The 14,573-nt window shown below is 67.3% G+C and carries 18 protein-coding genes and 1 tRNA gene; 11 read left to right on the plus strand and 8 right to left on the minus strand.

Features of this window, described 5'->3' with window-relative positions; genetic code table 11:
- The first annotated feature begins 112 nt into the window (after window positions 1–112).
- The 4 genes from RLN94_RS11170 to aat all read left to right on the plus strand — a co-directional run bounded on the left by RLN94_RS11170 (window position 113) and on the right by aat (window position 3,453).
- Window positions 113–655, plus strand: a complete 543-nt coding sequence (locus RLN94_RS11170) for a LuxR C-terminal-related transcriptional regulator (RefSeq protein ID WP_350125330.1) — start codon at window positions 113–115, stop codon at window positions 653–655.
- A 180-nt stretch (window positions 656–835) separates the two neighbouring features.
- Window positions 836–1,333, plus strand: coding sequence for an acetyl-CoA carboxylase biotin carboxyl carrier protein (gene accB / locus RLN94_RS11175; RefSeq protein WP_350125327.1), 498 nt, complete (start codon window positions 836–838; stop codon window positions 1,331–1,333).
- Window positions 1,334–1,343: 10 nt separating this feature from the next.
- Entirely contained in the window at window positions 1,344–2,693 is a 1,350-nt protein-coding gene (accC, locus tag RLN94_RS11180) for an acetyl-CoA carboxylase biotin carboxylase subunit (RefSeq protein WP_350125324.1), read from the plus strand.
- A gap of 109 nt (window positions 2,694–2,802) precedes the next feature.
- Window positions 2,803–3,453 carry a leucyl/phenylalanyl-tRNA--protein transferase gene (aat, locus tag RLN94_RS11185; protein ID WP_350125321.1) on the plus strand — a complete coding sequence of 217 codons (651 nt, stop codon included), beginning with the start codon at window positions 2,803–2,805 and terminating at the stop codon, window positions 3,451–3,453.
- Here the strand turns inward: aat and RLN94_RS11190 are convergent.
- From RLN94_RS11190 to RLN94_RS11210, 5 genes are all read right to left on the minus strand, one after another.
- Window positions 3,417–3,782 carry a DUF2155 domain-containing protein gene (locus RLN94_RS11190; RefSeq protein ID WP_350125318.1) on the minus strand — a complete coding sequence of 122 codons (366 nt, stop codon included), beginning with the start codon at window positions 3,780–3,782 and terminating at the stop codon, window positions 3,417–3,419. The two genes, aat and RLN94_RS11190, sit on opposite strands and share 37 nt — an antisense overlap.
- Entirely contained in the window at window positions 3,779–4,240 is a 462-nt protein-coding gene (mlaD, locus tag RLN94_RS11195; RefSeq protein WP_350125315.1) for an outer membrane lipid asymmetry maintenance protein MlaD, read from the minus strand. The genes RLN94_RS11190 and mlaD overlap by 4 nt, the downstream gene beginning before the upstream one ends.
- 33 nt (window positions 4,241–4,273) lie before the next feature.
- Complete coding sequence (locus RLN94_RS11200) at window positions 4,274–4,657, minus strand: NADH:ubiquinone oxidoreductase subunit NDUFA12 (protein WP_350125312.1); 384 nt, start codon at window positions 4,655–4,657, stop codon at window positions 4,274–4,276.
- 150 nt (window positions 4,658–4,807) lie between these two features.
- Window positions 4,808–6,070 (minus strand): ATP-dependent Clp protease ATP-binding subunit ClpX, encoded by a 1,263-nt coding sequence (clpX, locus tag RLN94_RS11205; RefSeq protein ID WP_350168973.1) that lies wholly within the window; start codon window positions 6,068–6,070, stop codon window positions 4,808–4,810.
- A gap of 144 nt (window positions 6,071–6,214) precedes the next feature.
- Window positions 6,215–6,847, minus strand: coding sequence for an ATP-dependent Clp protease proteolytic subunit (locus tag RLN94_RS11210; protein ID WP_350158972.1), 633 nt, complete (start codon window positions 6,845–6,847; stop codon window positions 6,215–6,217).
- 265 nt (window positions 6,848–7,112) lie between these two features.
- Here RLN94_RS11210 and RLN94_RS11215 point away from each other — a divergent pair, with 265 nt between their 5' ends.
- From RLN94_RS11215 to RLN94_RS11245, 7 genes are all read left to right on the plus strand, one after another.
- On the plus strand, window positions 7,113–7,451 hold the full coding sequence (locus RLN94_RS11215) for an ArsR/SmtB family transcription factor (protein WP_350122917.1): 339 nt from the start codon (window positions 7,113–7,115) through the stop codon (window positions 7,449–7,451).
- Window positions 7,452–7,547: 96 nt separating this feature from the next.
- A complete protein-coding gene (locus RLN94_RS11220; protein WP_350122914.1) occupies window positions 7,548–8,432 on the plus strand; it encodes a carbon-nitrogen hydrolase family protein in 885 nt (294 codons plus the stop codon).
- 82 nt (window positions 8,433–8,514) lie between these two features.
- Window positions 8,515–8,733, plus strand: a complete 219-nt coding sequence (infA, locus tag RLN94_RS11225; protein ID WP_005978431.1) for a translation initiation factor IF-1 — start codon at window positions 8,515–8,517, stop codon at window positions 8,731–8,733.
- 15 nt (window positions 8,734–8,748) lie between these two features.
- Window positions 8,749–9,327 (plus strand): Maf family protein, encoded by a 579-nt coding sequence (locus RLN94_RS11230; RefSeq protein ID WP_350122899.1) that lies wholly within the window; start codon window positions 8,749–8,751, stop codon window positions 9,325–9,327.
- On the plus strand, window positions 9,324–10,346 hold the full coding sequence (locus tag RLN94_RS11235) for a ribonuclease E/G (RefSeq protein WP_350122896.1): 1,023 nt from the start codon (window positions 9,324–9,326) through the stop codon (window positions 10,344–10,346). The genes RLN94_RS11230 and RLN94_RS11235 overlap by 4 nt, the downstream gene beginning before the upstream one ends.
- On the plus strand, window positions 10,343–10,525 hold the full coding sequence (locus RLN94_RS11240; RefSeq protein WP_350122893.1) for a DNA gyrase inhibitor YacG: 183 nt from the start codon (window positions 10,343–10,345) through the stop codon (window positions 10,523–10,525). Before RLN94_RS11235 ends, RLN94_RS11240 begins: the two co-directional genes overlap by 4 nt.
- Window positions 10,526–10,605: 80 nt before the next feature.
- Window positions 10,606–10,680, plus strand: a tRNA-Phe gene (locus RLN94_RS11245).
- A 221-nt stretch (window positions 10,681–10,901) separates the two neighbouring features.
- Here RLN94_RS11245 and RLN94_RS11250 read toward each other — a convergent pair.
- The 3 genes from RLN94_RS11250 to RLN94_RS11260 form a co-directional block, all read right to left on the minus strand.
- Window positions 10,902–11,684 (minus strand): alpha/beta hydrolase, encoded by a 783-nt coding sequence (locus RLN94_RS11250; RefSeq protein WP_350122890.1) that lies wholly within the window; start codon window positions 11,682–11,684, stop codon window positions 10,902–10,904.
- Window positions 11,685–11,759: 75 nt separating this feature from the next.
- Window positions 11,760–13,223, minus strand: coding sequence for an NAD-dependent succinate-semialdehyde dehydrogenase (locus RLN94_RS11255; protein ID WP_350122887.1), 1,464 nt, complete (start codon window positions 13,221–13,223; stop codon window positions 11,760–11,762).
- A 13-nt stretch (window positions 13,224–13,236) separates the two neighbouring features.
- The gene (locus tag RLN94_RS11260) at window positions 13,237–14,442 is read right to left on the minus strand and encodes an iron-containing alcohol dehydrogenase (protein WP_350122884.1); all 1,206 of its coding nucleotides are present in this window, start codon (window positions 14,440–14,442) and stop codon (window positions 13,237–13,239) included.
- Window positions 14,443–14,573: the final 131 nt, after the last annotated feature.

A 14,573-nucleotide genomic window follows, 5' to 3' on the forward strand; every position in this document is an offset into this window, starting at 1 on the left:
TGTCCTCCCCGTCTCTTCGGCGCCACCAAACCACCGCCCCGCGCCGCAATCAATTCCGTAGAACCACGCATGCCCGCTTGGCGCGCCCGCCTCCCCGCGGCATAGTGCGCACATGCAGATCAAGGAAATGGCCTTCGACCATGCGCCGGTGGGGCTGGCGGTGCTCGAGAACCGCGTCATCCGCCAGTGCAACCGCCAGTTCGCCGCCATCTTCGGCGGTGCGCCCGAGGACTATGCCGGCATTCCGCTGGCGCATTACTACCCCTCGATCGAGGATTACCGCCGCATCGGCGAACGCGGGCTCAAGGCGATGCGCCTCACCGGCACCTACCATGACGAACGGGTGATGAAACGGCGCGACGGCGCGCTCTTCTGGTGCCGGGTGCGGGGCCAGTCGGTCACGCCCGACGACCCCTTCGCGCGCGGCGTCTGGTCCTTTGCCGATCTTTCCGACGAACGCCCCCTGGTGGAACTCACCCAGCGCGAGCGCGAGGTCGCCATCCTCACCTGCCGCGGCCTGACCTCCAAGGAGATCGGGCTGGAGATCGGCCTCTCCTACCGCACGGTCGAGGTCTACCGCGCCCGTCTGCTGGAAAAATTCCAGGCCCGCAAGCTCGCCGAACTGGTCGCGAAACTTTCGGGAATGCCCCTCTGAACGGGGCCGCGTTGCCCGCCCCTGACCCCGCCTTCAGCGAATTTTCGCGTTTCCCCTCGCAATTTTCGCACACTTGCCCCACCTTGATAGGCAAAGCGCCGCTTTTCTCGCCCTCCGGCTTCCCCTATAAGCGGCAAAAACATGCGACCGGCGAAAGGTCGCTTCTGGTCGAGGACTGAGATGGCGAACAAAACCCACGACACCGATGTAGCCTTTATCCGTGCCCTGGCGGAGCTGCTGAACGAGAACGACCTGAACGAGATCCAGGTCAAGCGCGACTATGGCGAGAATGACAGCCTGAACGTGCGCGTCAGCCGCAAGACCGAGGTGATCACCCAGGTGGCCGCCCCCGCGGCGCCCGCACCCTCCGCGCCGCACGCCCCCGCCGCGCCGGCGCCCGCCGCCGCCGCCGAGACCGGCGCGGGCGAGGACCCGGCCAGCCACCCCGGCGCCGTCACCTCGCCGATGGTCGGCACCGTCTACATGCAGGCCGAACCCGGCGCCCCGCCCTTCGTTTCCGTGGGCGACAAGGTCTCCGAGGGCGACACCGTGCTTATCGTCGAGGCGATGAAGACGATGAACCACATCCCCGCCCCGCGCTCGGGCACCGTCAAGCGCATCCTCGTCGAGGACGGCGCCGCGGTCGAGTACGGCGCGCCCCTCATCATCCTCGAATAAGGCCGCCCCCATGTTCGACAAGATCCTTGTGGCCAACCGGGGCGAGATCGCCCTACGCGTGATCCGTGCCGCCCGCGAGATGGGCATCCGGTCGGTCGCCGTGCATTCCACGGCGGATGCCGACGCGATGCATGTGCGCATGGCCGACGAAAGCGTCTGCATCGGCCCGCCGCCGGGCTCCGACAGCTACCTGTCGATCCCCTCGATCATCGCCGCCTGCGAGGTGACGGGCGCCCAGGCCATCCACCCGGGCTATGGCTTTCTCTCCGAGAACGCCAATTTCGTGCAGATCGTCGAGGATCACGACCTGACCTTCATCGGCCCCACGGCCGAGCATATCCGGATCATGGGCGACAAGATCACCGCCAAGGACACGATGAAGCAGCTGGGTGTGCCCTGCGTCCCCGGCTCCGAGGGCGGCGTGCCCAATGTCGAGGCGGCGAAGACGCTGTGTGACGAGATCGGCTACCCGGTCATCGTCAAGGCCACCGCCGGCGGCGGCGGGCGCGGCATGAAGGTGGCCAAGGATGCCGCCGGGCTGGAACGCGCCTTCCTCACCGCCCGGTCCGAGGCCAAGGCCGCCTTCGGCAATGACGAGGTCTATATCGAGAAATACCTCACCACGCCGCGCCATATCGAGATCCAGGTCTTCGGCGACGGCAAGGGCCGCGCCGTCCACCTGGGCGAGCGCGACTGCTCGCTCCAGCGCCGCCACCAGAAGGTGCTGGAAGAGGCCCCCGGCCCCGCCATCTCCGAGGAGGAGCGCGAGCGCATCGGCAAGATCTGCGCCGACGCCGTGGCCCGCATCAACTATGCCGGCGCCGGCACGATCGAGTTCCTCTACGAAAACGGCGAGTTCTACTTCATCGAGATGAACACCCGCCTTCAGGTCGAGCACCCGGTGACCGAGGCGATCTTCGATGTCGATCTCGTGCAGGAACAGATCCGCGTCGCCGAAGGCTACCCGATGTCCTTCACGCAGGAGGACCTCAAGATCAACGGCCACGCCATCGAGGTGCGGATCAACGCCGAGAAACTGCCCGAGTTCTCGCCCCGCCCCGGCACCATCACCCAGTTCCACGCCCCCGGCGGGCTGGGCGTGCGGATGGATTCGGCGCTCTATGACGGCTACAGGATCCCGCCCTATTACGATTCGCTCATCGCCAAGCTGATCGTGCACGGCCGGGACCGCCAGTCGGCGCTGGCGCGGCTCAACCGGGCGCTCGGCGAGCTGATCGTCGACGGGGTCGACACCACCGTGCCGCTCTTCCACGCGCTTCTGCAGGAAGAGGACATCCAGACCGGCGCCTACAACATCCACTGGCTCGAAAAATGGCTGGAAACCAACCTGCGCGGCTGATCCCGCCCTCCCGCCCGGCTTCTTATGGCCGGCAAATATCCCGGGGAGCGTTGAAATCCTCAAGGATTTCTACGTGGGGCAGCGCCCCCATATCCCCCCGGCCCCGCCCATGAAGGACGACGGCCCCCTGCTCAGCCCCCAGCTCATCCTCGGGGCCTATGCCTCGGGCATCTTCCCGATGGCCGAATCGCGCGACGACCCGGAAATCTTCTGGGTCGATCCGCGCCGCCGGGGCATCTTGCCGCTCGACGAATTCCACATCTCGCGCAGCCTCGCCCGCCGCATCCGGCGCGGCGGTTATGACGTGACGCTCAACGCCGATTTCGACGCGGTCGTCGCCGCCTGTGCCGACCGGGACGAGACCTGGATCAGCGGCGAGATCGCCGGCATCTACGGCACCCTGCACGAGCTGGGCCACGCCCATTCACTGGAAATCTGGAAGTCCGGAGAACTCGCCGGCGGCGTCTACGGGGTGGCGCTCGGCGCGGCCTTCTTCGGCGAAAGCATGTTCTCGCGCCGCACCGACGGCTCGAAACTGGCGCTGGCGCATCTCACCCATCACCTGCACGCCTGCGGCTTCACGCTCTTCGACACGCAGTTCCTGACGCCGCACCTGGCCACGCTGGGCGCCACGGAAATCTCCCGCGCCCGCTACCGGACCCTGCTGCACGAAGCTTTAGAGACGCCCGTCTCGATCAGTGCCGTGCCCTTCGACCCGTCGCCTCAGCCGGTCTTGCAGCGCAGGACCCAGACGTCGTAGCGCGGATGCTCCAGCGCGTTGAGCGCCGGCGACGAGGCCACCATCCAGCCGGAAAACACCTCGGTGTCGCTGGCCGTGTCGGTAATCGTCAGGAAGGCGAAGGCATCCGCCGCCGGGTCGCCCTCGGGATAGCGGCATTCGCCCAAGGTGACGGTCAGCCGGCCATACTCGGTGCTCTGCCCGCTTTGCAGCTCGATATCGGTGACGCTGGCATTGACCTTGTCGAGCCCGCGCAGCACCGCGCCGGTGCCGATATCCACCGCCGCCTCCTGTGCCGAGGCCAGGCCGGCGAAGCAGGCCAGCAGCGCCGCCGCGAGAGCCCGCCTCATTCGGCCGCCCCCTCGTCGTCACCGGCCACGAATTTCATCAGCAGGCTGACAAGACTGACCGAGCTCTGGGTGAACTCGATCTCCGAGCCCGGCTCGAGGAAGAAGGGCGAACCGCCCGGCAGGATCTCGACGTAATTGCCGCCCAGAAGCCCTTCGGAGGAGATCGCCACGGCGCTGTCATCGGGCACGTCGATCCCCTCGCGCACGGAAAACCGGGTGGAGGCGCGGAAGGTCTGCGGGTCGAGCGCGATATCCGTGACGCGGCCGACCTTGACGCCCGCCAGCCGCACATCGGTACCCACGCTGACCCCGTCGGCGCTGCGGAAACTGGCGTTCAGGTCGTATTCCGGCTGCCCGCCGGAAAACCCGGTCACCTGGCCCGCATAGACCATGAAGCCGATCGCCACCGCCAGAACGGCCCCGCCGACCAGGACTTCCGTCGTTTGCTGCGTGGACATGTGCCTGCCTTCTCCCGACCCGTGGTGCCGCCGTTACTCGGGGCTCCACGCCTCGTAATCGCGCCGCTCGACGGGCTCCGGCCGCCGGATCGAGCCCGCCGGCGCATAGGCCAGCGCCGTGCCCGTCAGGTTCTCCTCGTGCGGCTTCTCCCACGCCTTGCGCGGCAGCGGCCGCTCGGTCGGCGGTTCCTTGTAGGTGTAATGCAGCCAGCCATGCCAGGCCGGGCTGACCCGGCTGGCCTCGGCCTCGCCGTTGAAGATCACCCAGCGTTTCTTGTCGTCGTGGTTGCGGTAGAAGACGTTGCCCTGCTCATCCTCGCCCACCTTCGTCCCCTTGCGGGAGGTGTAGATCAGCGTGTTGAGCGTGGCCCCGTTCCACCATGTCACGGCGCGCAGAAGCGTGTTGATAAGGCCCATGAAACCCTCCGGTCATCGCTTCAATCCGTATGGCGCATATGGCGGCAAAGGTCCAGTGCCGCGACGCCCGATTTGCCCCGGCCAGCCGGGCCTGACGCGAAAACGCCCGGACAGTGCCGGGCGTTCTCGTTTCCTTCGGTCAGGCGGCCCTCAGCCCGCGCTGGTGCCTTCCTTCTTGGCATCCGCATAGATCATCAGCGGCGCCGCGTCGGAGGTGACAGCCTCCTCGTTGACGACCACTTCCTCGACATTCTCCATGCCCGGCAGTTCGAACATCGTGTCGAGCAGGATATCCTCGAGGATCGAGCGCAGCCCGCGCGCCCCGGTCTTGCGGGCGATGGCGCGTTTGGAGATGGCCTTGAGCGCGTCGTCGGTGAAGGTGAGCTGCGCATCCTCCAGCTCGAACAGGCGCTGGTACTGCTTGACCAGCGCGTTCTTCGGCTCGGTCAGGATGGTGACAAGCGCCTCCTCGTCGAGGTCCTCCAGCGTCGCGATCACCGGCAGGCGGCCGACGAATTCCGGGATCAGCCCGAATTTCAGCAGGTCTTCCGGCTCGAGATCGGTGAACACCTCGCCGATGCCGCGGGCGTCGACGTCACGCACATCGGCGCCGAAGCCCATGGCGCTACCCTTGCCGCGCTGCGAGATGATCTTGTCGAGCCCGGCAAACGCCCCGCCGCAGATGAACAGGATGTTGGTCGTGTCCACCTGCAGGAATTCCTGCTGCGGATGCTTGCGCCCGCCCTGCGGCGGCACCGCGGCGACCGTGCCTTCCATCAGCTTCAGAAGCGCCTGCTGCACCCCCTCGCCCGACACGTCGCGGGTGATCGAGGGGTTTTCGCTCTTGCGTGTGATCTTGTCGACCTCGTCGATATAGACGATGCCGCGCTGTGCACGCTCGACATTGTACTCGCTCGACTGCAGCAGCTTGAGAATGATATTCTCCACATCCTCGCCCACATAGCCCGCTTCGGTCAGCGTGGTCGCGTCGGCCATGGTAAAGGGCACATCGAGGATCCGCGCCAGCGTCTGCGCCAGCAGCGTCTTGCCACAGCCGGTCGGGCCGATCAGCAGGATGTTCGACTTCTGCAGCTCGATCTCGCTCTTGCCCGAGTTGTTCAGCCGCTTGTAGTGGTTGTGCACCGCCACCGACAGCACCCGCTTGGCCATCGACTGGCCGATCACGTAATCGTCGAGCACGTCGCAGATCTCGCGCGGCGTGGGCACGCCCTCGCTCGATTTCAGGCCGGCGCTCTTGGTTTCCTCGCGGATGATGTCCATGCACAGCTCGACACATTCGTCACAGATGAACACGGTCGGCCCGGCAATCAGTTTTCGCACCTCGTGCTGGCTTTTTCCGCAAAAGCTGCAGTACAGGGTGTTCTTGCTGTCGCCGTTGGAATTGTTCGCCATTCGTAACCTTTCGGGCCGTGCCCCGCCGACTTCCGGGTCAGGCCTGACCCATGTATTCCATTCGCTTGCCGCCAGCTTAAGACAGAGCCCCAGTCACCTCAACGTGAAAAATGGCCCCGCCCGTTTCGCCGGCATTCCCGCCGATCAGGCGCCTTCATCCGGGTCCTTCACCCGGTTTTCCACGATATCGTCGATCAGCCCCCAGGCCTTCGCCTCGCTGGGGTCCATGAAGTTGTCACGCTCCAGCGCATCCTCGACCTTCTTCAGCGTCTGGCCGGTATGCTTGACGTAGATCTCGTTCAGCCGCCGCTTCAGCTTCAGCGTTTCCTCGGCATGGATCATGATATCCGTGGCCTGCCCCTGGTAGCCGCCCGAGGGCTGGTGCACCATGATTCGGCTGTTGGGCAGCGAAAACCGCATCCCCTTGGCCCCCGCCGTCAGCAGAAGCGAGCCCATGCTCGCCGCCTGCCCCACGACCAGCGTGCTAACCTTGGGCTTGATGTACTGCATCGTGTCGTAGATCGACAGCCCGCTGGTGACCACGCCGCCGGGGCTGTTGATATACATGCTGATCTCTTTCGAGGGGTTCTCCGCCTCGAGGTGCAGAAGCTGCGCCACGATCAGGCTCGACATGCCGTCATGCACCGGGCCGCTGACGAAGATGATCCGCTCCTTCAGCAGGCGCGAGAAAATGTCGTAGGCCCGTTCGCCCCGGCTGGTCTGTTCGACGACCATGGGCACGAGCGTGTTCATGTATACTTCGAATGGGTCTTTCATAATCGGCCTGCCTGCTTGAGTGTCCGACCCTTAACGGATCAGGTGCTAAGAGAGTCTTAGTGGTGAGCCAGAGGGGCTGCAAGTGCCGCCCGGCAATTTCGGATCACGGCCGCGGCACCGGCCCGTGCCCTATCAGCGCCCTGCCCGGTCAATCGGCAGGCAGGCTGTGGCAATTTCGGCCCAATGCCCGGCCGCATGGCGACAGGGCTTTTGCACATCCCCCGCGAAGGCAGTAAAAAGTGGCAGGGGCTTGGGAGACAGGGGCATGACACTGCCGGTATTCGACACATCGCTCAGCGCCGAGGACAGGGCGCAGATGGCGGAAAACGCGCAGGAAGCCGCGAATTTCCTCAAGGCGATCAGCCACGAGGGGCGGCTGATGATCCTGTGTCACCTGGTCACGGGCGAAAAATCGGTGACCGAGCTGGAACGGCTGCTGTCGGCCCGACAGGCCGCCGTGTCGCAACAGCTCTCCCGCCTGCGGGTCGAGGGGCTGGTGGTGCCCCGCCGCGAGGGCAAGACGATCTATTACAGCCTTGCCGACGACCGGCCCAAGCGCGTGCTCGAAGTGGTCTACGACCTGTTCTGCGCCAAGGGAAACTGACCGGGCGGCTGACCGCGCCGCGCCACTCCCCTCTGGCCCTCGCCGCCGCGATCCGGTTAAACAGGGCGCACAAAGCCGCCTAACCGGAACGATGACATGAAAATCGCCACCTCCGCCTACCCGCTCGACTTTCATCAAAGCTGGGCCGACTACGCCGCCAAGATCGAGGCCTGGGTCGCCGAGGCCGCCGGCCAGGGCGCCGAGCTGCTGCTCTTCCCCGAATATGGCGCCATGGAGCTGGCCACGCTCGCCGGGGCAGAGACCGCCGCCGATAACGAGGGCTGCATGGTCGCCGTCTCCGAGCGGATGGAGGACGCCAACAGCCTCCACTCCGAGCTGGCCACCAAGTACAAGGTGCATATCGTCGGCGCCTCCGCCCCGGTCTACGACGCCGATTTCGGCCCCCGCCCGGTCAACCGCGCCTACGTCTTCACCCCGACCGGCAGCGTCGCCCACCAGGACAAGCAGCTCATGACCCGCTACGAGCGCGAGGCGATGGACGTGATCGGCGGCGGCCCGCTGCACCTCTTCGACACGGCACTCGGCAGGATCGGCATCCTGATCTGCTACGATTCGGAATTCCCCCTACTGGGCCGCGCCCTGCACGATGCCGACCTGATCCTCGTGCCCTCCTGCACCGAGGCGCTGGCCGGCTATTCCCGCGTCCGCATCGGCGCCATGGCCCGGGCGCTGGAAACGCAATGCGTCTCGGCCATGGCCTCGCTCGTGGGCACGGCGGAATGGTGCGAACATGTCGACGGCAACACCGGCATGGGCGGCATCTTCGGCCCGCCCGACACCGGGTTCCCGCCCACCGGCATCATCGCCGAGGGCAGCATGAACACCCCCGGCTGGACCTATGCCGAGGTCGACCCGGCCGCCATCGCCCATGTCCGCGCCGACGGCAGCGTGCTGGGCCGCACCCACTGGGCCGAACAGGACGGGCGCGACACCTATGTCACGGCCGAACGGCTGCGCTGATAAAAGCCTTGAAATAAACGGCGAATGGGATCATGTAAGCAACGTTCCGCGTTCAGGCGGGGCGATCAACAATGGAGACGTCATGGCCAAGGAAGATACGCTCGAATTTCCCGGTGTCGTGAAGGAACTCCTGCCCAATGCGACATTTCGGGTCGAGCTTGAAAATGGCCATGAAATCATCGCACACACGGCAGGGAAGATGCGCAAGAACCGCATCCGTGTTCTGGCTGGCGACAAGGTGCAGGTCGAGATGACCCCCTACGATCTGACCAAGGGTCGGATCAACTACCGCTTCAAGTAAGCGTCTGAAAACCCGATGAAACTCATCCTCGGATCTGGCAGTCCGCGGCGCTTGGAACTATTGGCGCAGCTCGGGCTGTCACCCGACGACATCCGCCCGCCCGAGATCGACGAGACCCCCCGGACGGGCGAACTGCCCCGCCCCTACTGCGTGCGCATCGCGCGGCAGAAGGCCGCGGCCGTCACCGCCGATGCCGACGACACCGTGCTCTGCGCCGACACCACCGTCGCCGTCGGCCGCCGCATCCTCGGCAAGCCCGCCGACGCAGGCGAAGCGGCGGTTTTCCTCCGCCTGATGTCGGGCCGCCGCCACAAGGTGATCACCGCCGTCGCCGTGAAACGCGGCGAGCGGCTGTGGGAACGTGACGTGGTCACCGCCGTCCGCATGAAACGCCTCACCGAGGAGGAGATCGCGGGTTACCTCTCCACCGGCGACTGGCAGGGCAAGGCCGGCGGCTACGGTATCCAGGGCCCCGCCGGCGCCCTCATCCCGTGGATCGGCGGCTCCTTCACCGCCGTCGTCGGCCTCCCGCTGGCCGAAACGGCGAACCTCCTGCGCGCCGCCGGGCACCCGATCTGGAAAGGAACGCCATGAAAGGCACCGTCATCGCCCTTGGCGCCGTGAATGGCCGCGACGCCGCCGCCCTGATCGAGGACGGCCGCCTCACCGACCTGCTGATCGACAGCGACCGCCCCCGCCCCGGCGCCATCTACCGCGCCCGCGCCGATCGGCCGATGAAGGGCCAGGGCGGCATGTTCCTGAACACCTCCGACGGCCCGGTCTTCCTGCGGCAGGTCAGGGGCCTCTCGCCGGGCGAGCCGATCCTGGTGCAGGTGACGGGCTATGCCGAGCCGGGCAAGGCGGTGCCGGTCTCCTCCAAGCTCCTCTTCAAGAGCCGCTACGCCATCGTCACCCCCGAGGCGCCGGGCCTCAACATCTCCCGCCAGATCCGCGACGACGACATCCGCGACAGCCTGCTCGAGATCGCGCACGAGGAGATGGGCGGGGCGGAGATGGGCCTGATCCTGCGCTCCTCCTGCGCCGGCGCCGATCCCGACGCCATCGCCGAGGATATCCGCACCATGGCCGCCATGGCCGAACAGGTCACCGCCGACCGCACGGGCGAGCCCGAGAAGCTCACCGAGGGCGACGGCCCGCACGAGCTTGCCTGGCGCGACTGGGTGATGGAGGCGACCGTCGCCGACACCCCCGACGCGTTCGAGGATCACGGCGTGCTCGACGCGCTCGACGCGCTGCAATCCCCCCTCGCCCCCCTGCCCGGCGGCGCCTCGTGCTACATCGAACCCACCCGCGCGCTGGTGGCGGTCGACGTCAACACCGGCGGCGACACCTCCCCCGCCGCGGGCCTCAAGGCCAACCTCGCGGCGGCGAAAGACCTCCCCCGCCAGCTCCGCCTCCGGGGCCTCGGCGGCCAGATCACGCTCGACCTCGCGCCGATGGGCAAGAAGGACCGCCGCCAGTTCGAAACCACCCTGCGCGCCGCCTTCCGCCACGACGCCACCGAAACCGCCCTCGCCGGCTGGACCCCGCTCGGCCATTACGAGCTCCAGCGCAAGCGCGACCGGGTGCCGCTCTCCGAGGTGCTCTCATGACCTGCCCGATCTGCGCGAAACCGTCAGACACACGCTACCGCCCGTTCTGCTCGAAACGCTGCGCCGACATCGACCTCGGCAAGTGGATCCGCGGCGATTACGCGGTGCCCTCCGAAGTTCCCGAAGACGCCGAACGCGCGCTCGACGAGCTCGACCGCCCCGACGGCAAACCGCACTGAAATTGCCGCGAATTCCCTCTGGACACCCCCTCGAACCTCGCCTAGAACGCCTCCACCCGAACGGCCCCGCCGTTCCCCGTGCCCGGGTAGCTCAGGGGTAGAGCAGTGGATTGAAAATCCTCGTGTCGGTGGTTCGATTCCGCCCCCGGGCACCACTTCCGCCATATAAAGAACCCGGACCCACAAGTAGCAGGTCATACTGCTCGATCTGGCCGGCCAACGGCTCGGTGTGACGCACCGGACACCGCGAGTTCCAGTAAAGCATCATCCCGATAGAAAGGTCCCGCCACCGTGACCCATGGCGCACACGCTCTCAACCTGGCTTCCAACGAACCGTGCCCCCCTTCCCCGGCGCCCGGCCCTCCGGGCAGGCGCGTCAGGACAGCCTGACCAGATCGTAGAGCCGCCGGCCGAGTGGCGCTTCCGGGTTGGCAAGGTGGAACACGATCGTGAGGTGATTGGCCCCGCGCTCCGTCCTGAGCTCCACCTCCTGTCCGTCGCGTTCCAACAGGTCGGAGAGGGAAACCGCCTGATCCTGGAACGGCGCGGTCTCCTGTTCGCCACGGGTGATGATGCGCCTCGGGCCCGGAACATGCTGCCCGCTCAGCGGTGACCAGTCGTTTGCCTCCTCCTCCCGCATCTTCGCCTCGTCCTTCAGGAAGGACCCCGGAATGCCGGACAGGTCATAGAGTCCGCTGACCATCAGGATACCCCGCAGATCCGGCGTGGCGGGCGGCCCGGCGTCGCCCGGCGCCTCGGCGGCCAGAAGCGAGGCCAGGTGCGCGCCGGCGGAATGGCCGCTTGCGGTGAAGCGCGCCAGGTCCGCCCCCAGATCGGGCGCCAGTCCGGCCAGATGCCGCGCCGCCGACCGCACCTGTCCGACGATCTCCGCCAGCCGCGTTTGCGGCATCAGGTCATACCCCACGAGTGCCGCGATGCCCCCGGCGGCCACGACGGGGGCGGCGACGAGGGTATGGGCCTCCTTGCTGCCGGCGCGCCAGTACCCGCCATGGATGAACATGTGCAGCGGCGCGCCGGGCGCCGGGTCGGGCGGAAAGACAAGGTCGAAGCTTTGCCGCGGCGTCTCGCCGTAGCTCACGTTCCGCTCGACGCGCGACCGGTCGGCAAAGGCGCGGCTTTGCGCCTCCGTTTCCGCCATGATGGCGTCGAAATCGGGGATGAAGTCGCGGTTGCGGTAGAGGTCGCGCTGCGCCTTGTCCGTCCTTTTTGGCCTTCAGAACTCGACGGCGAAATACTTGGGCTCCATGAATTCGAGGATGCCGGTGACACCGCCCTCGCGCCCCAGGCCGCTCTGTTTCGTGCCGCCGAACGGGGCCGCCGGGTCCGACATCAGCCCGCGGTTGATGCCGACCATCCCGGTGTCGATCCCCCGCCCGACGCGCATCGCCCGCATGATGTCTTGCGAATAGACATAGGCGGCAAGGCCGTACTCGGTTTCGTTGGCCAGCCGGATCGCCTCCTCCTCGGTCTCGAAGCGGTATACGGCGGCGACCGGGCCGAAGATCTCCTCATGCGCAAGCGCGGCGTCGGTCGGCACGTTCTCCAGAACCGTCGGCGGGTAGTAATGGCCGCAGCCATCCACCGGCGCCCCGCCGGTGGTGGTCCGCGCCCCGCGCGATACGGCCTCCGCCACCAGCCGGTCGATCTTCTCCACCGCCCGCGTGGTGATCATCGGCCCGCACTGGGTTTCGGGGTCATAGCCCGGCCCCAGCTTCAGCGCGGCCATGCGCCGTGTCAGCCCCTCGACGAAGGCGTCGTGAATGCCCGCCTGCACGTAGAACCGGTTCGCAGCCGTGCAGGCCTCGCCGCCGTTGCGCATCTTGGCCACCATCGCCCCGTCCAGCGCGGCGGACAGGTCGGCATCGTCGAAGACCACGAATGGCGCGTTGCCGCCCAGCTCCATCGAACAGCTCACCACCGACTTCGCGGCCTCGGCCAGAAGGGTGCGCCCCACGCCGGTCGACCCGGTGAAGGACAGTTTCCGCACCCGCGGATCGGCCAGCATGGCCGAGGTGACCGGCCCGGGGCTGGAGGTGGTCAGCACGTTGACAACACCCGGCGGCACCCCGGCCTCGGCCCCAAGCCGGGCCATGGCATAGGCTGTCAGCGGGGTTTCCGAGGCGGGCTTGAGGATGACGGTACAGCCCGCGGCCAGCGCCGGGCCGATCTTGCGCGTGGCCATTGCCGCCGGGAAATTCCACGGCGTGATGAGAACGGCGATCCCGATCGGTTCGTGATCGACGAGGATATTGTGTGCGCCCGATGGCGTGTGCCGGAATTCGCCGCCGATCCGCGTCGCCTCCTCGGCGTACCAGCGGAAGAACTCGGCGGCATAGGCGACCTCGCCGCGCGCATCGGCCAGCGCCTTGCCGTTCTCGAGGCTGATCAGCAGCGCCAGCTCCTCGGCCTGTTCGGTCATCAGCGTGAACCACCGGCGCAGGATCTCGGAGCGCTGGCGCGGCGGGGTGCGGCGCCAGTCGGCCGCGGCGGCCTCGGCGGCGTCCACCGCCCGCATCGCGTCCTCGATTCCGGCATCGGGCACCTCGGCAAGCGTGTTCCCGGTCGAGGGGTCGGTCACGGGAATGCCGGCCCCGGCCTCCCACTTGCCGCCGATGAAAAGACCTTCGGCGTGGCGCGAAGGATCGGCGGTGCCGGTAAAGGCGGTGTCGAGCGTCATTCTTACGTCTCCGTCAGTTGGTTTCGAGCACGGCCAGCTCGCCGTGATAGGCCGCCCCGACCAGCCGCCGCATGTCCTCGGGCGGCAAGGGGCGCGGGTTGTTCTGGATCAGCCGGGCGATGCCGCAGGATTGCTCCGCCACCCAGTCGAGCCTGTCCTCGGCCAGCCCCAGCTCGCGCAGCGTGCGGGGAATGCCGATGCGCCCGAAAAGCGCCGCGATGGCCGGGATCACCTCCGCGCCGGTGGCCAGGCCGATCACCTCGGCGATCCGGTCAAGCTCCGGCCCGATCTCGGGGGCGTTCCATGCCATGACATACGGCATCAGGCAGGCCACCCCCGCCCCGTGCGCGCTGTGGGTCAGGGCCCCCACCGGGTACTGGATCGCGTGGGCCGCGGCGGTGCCGGCGACACCGAAGGCCAGCCCCGCAGTCGTCGCGCCCAGCATGACCCTGGCGCGGGCACCGGCATCGCTGCCATCGCGGCACGCCGTCTCGAGCCCCTCCCACAGCAGGCCGATGGCGGTCAGGGCGAAATGGTCCGATGTCGCGTTCTTGCCGACGAAGACCCGCTCCTGTGCCAGCCCCGGCACGGGCGCGCGGCGAATCGCGGTAAAGGCCTCGATCGCATGGGTCAGCGCGTCCGCCCCGGCAATGGCCGTAAGAGCCGGCGGACAGGTCAGTGTCAGGTCAGGGTCGCAGATCGAGACCGTGGGAATGATATGCGGCGACGAGATGCCGACCTTGAGCTGCCGGCCGGCATCCGACAGCACCGCCACCGGCGTCGCCTCCGAGCCCGTGCCCGCCGTGGTCGGCACCGCAATCAGTGGCATGACCGGGCCCGGCACCATGAACTCTCCGTAGTAATCCTCGGGCTTGCCGCCATGGGTCAACAGCACGGCCACGCATTTCGCCATGTCGAGGCAGGAGCCGCCGCCGACACCGATCACCAGGTCGGGCGCGAAGTCGCGCGCCGCCTCGGCGCTGGCAATCGCGGTATCCGTGGGCACATCCGGCAGGGTCGAGCCATCGACCCGCACCGCCAGCCCCGCCTCCTTCAGCTGCGCGACCATCGCCCCGAAATCCGCGTCACCGGCCAGCCGCTCGTCGGTCACCACCAGCGCCCGCTTGCCGAGGCCCGCCGCGACCTTTCCGAGGGCGTTGCGCTGGCCACTGCCGAAGATCAATTCTCTCGGGGCTCTGATCGTGCCGAATAGGGTCATCTCGTCTCCTGTCCTCTGCGCGCGCCCTTTCCGGAAAGGGCGCATATGTCGTCCTGCAGCCGCCTCGGCAGGGCCGAAGCCCGGCCCGGCACCGTCACCCTGAATCAGATCGTATATGATATTGTATTTGA

The organism is Roseovarius sp., assembly GCF_040223625.1.
In the GTDB taxonomy this organism is placed as follows: Bacteria; Pseudomonadota; Alphaproteobacteria; order Rhodobacterales; family Rhodobacteraceae; genus Roseovarius.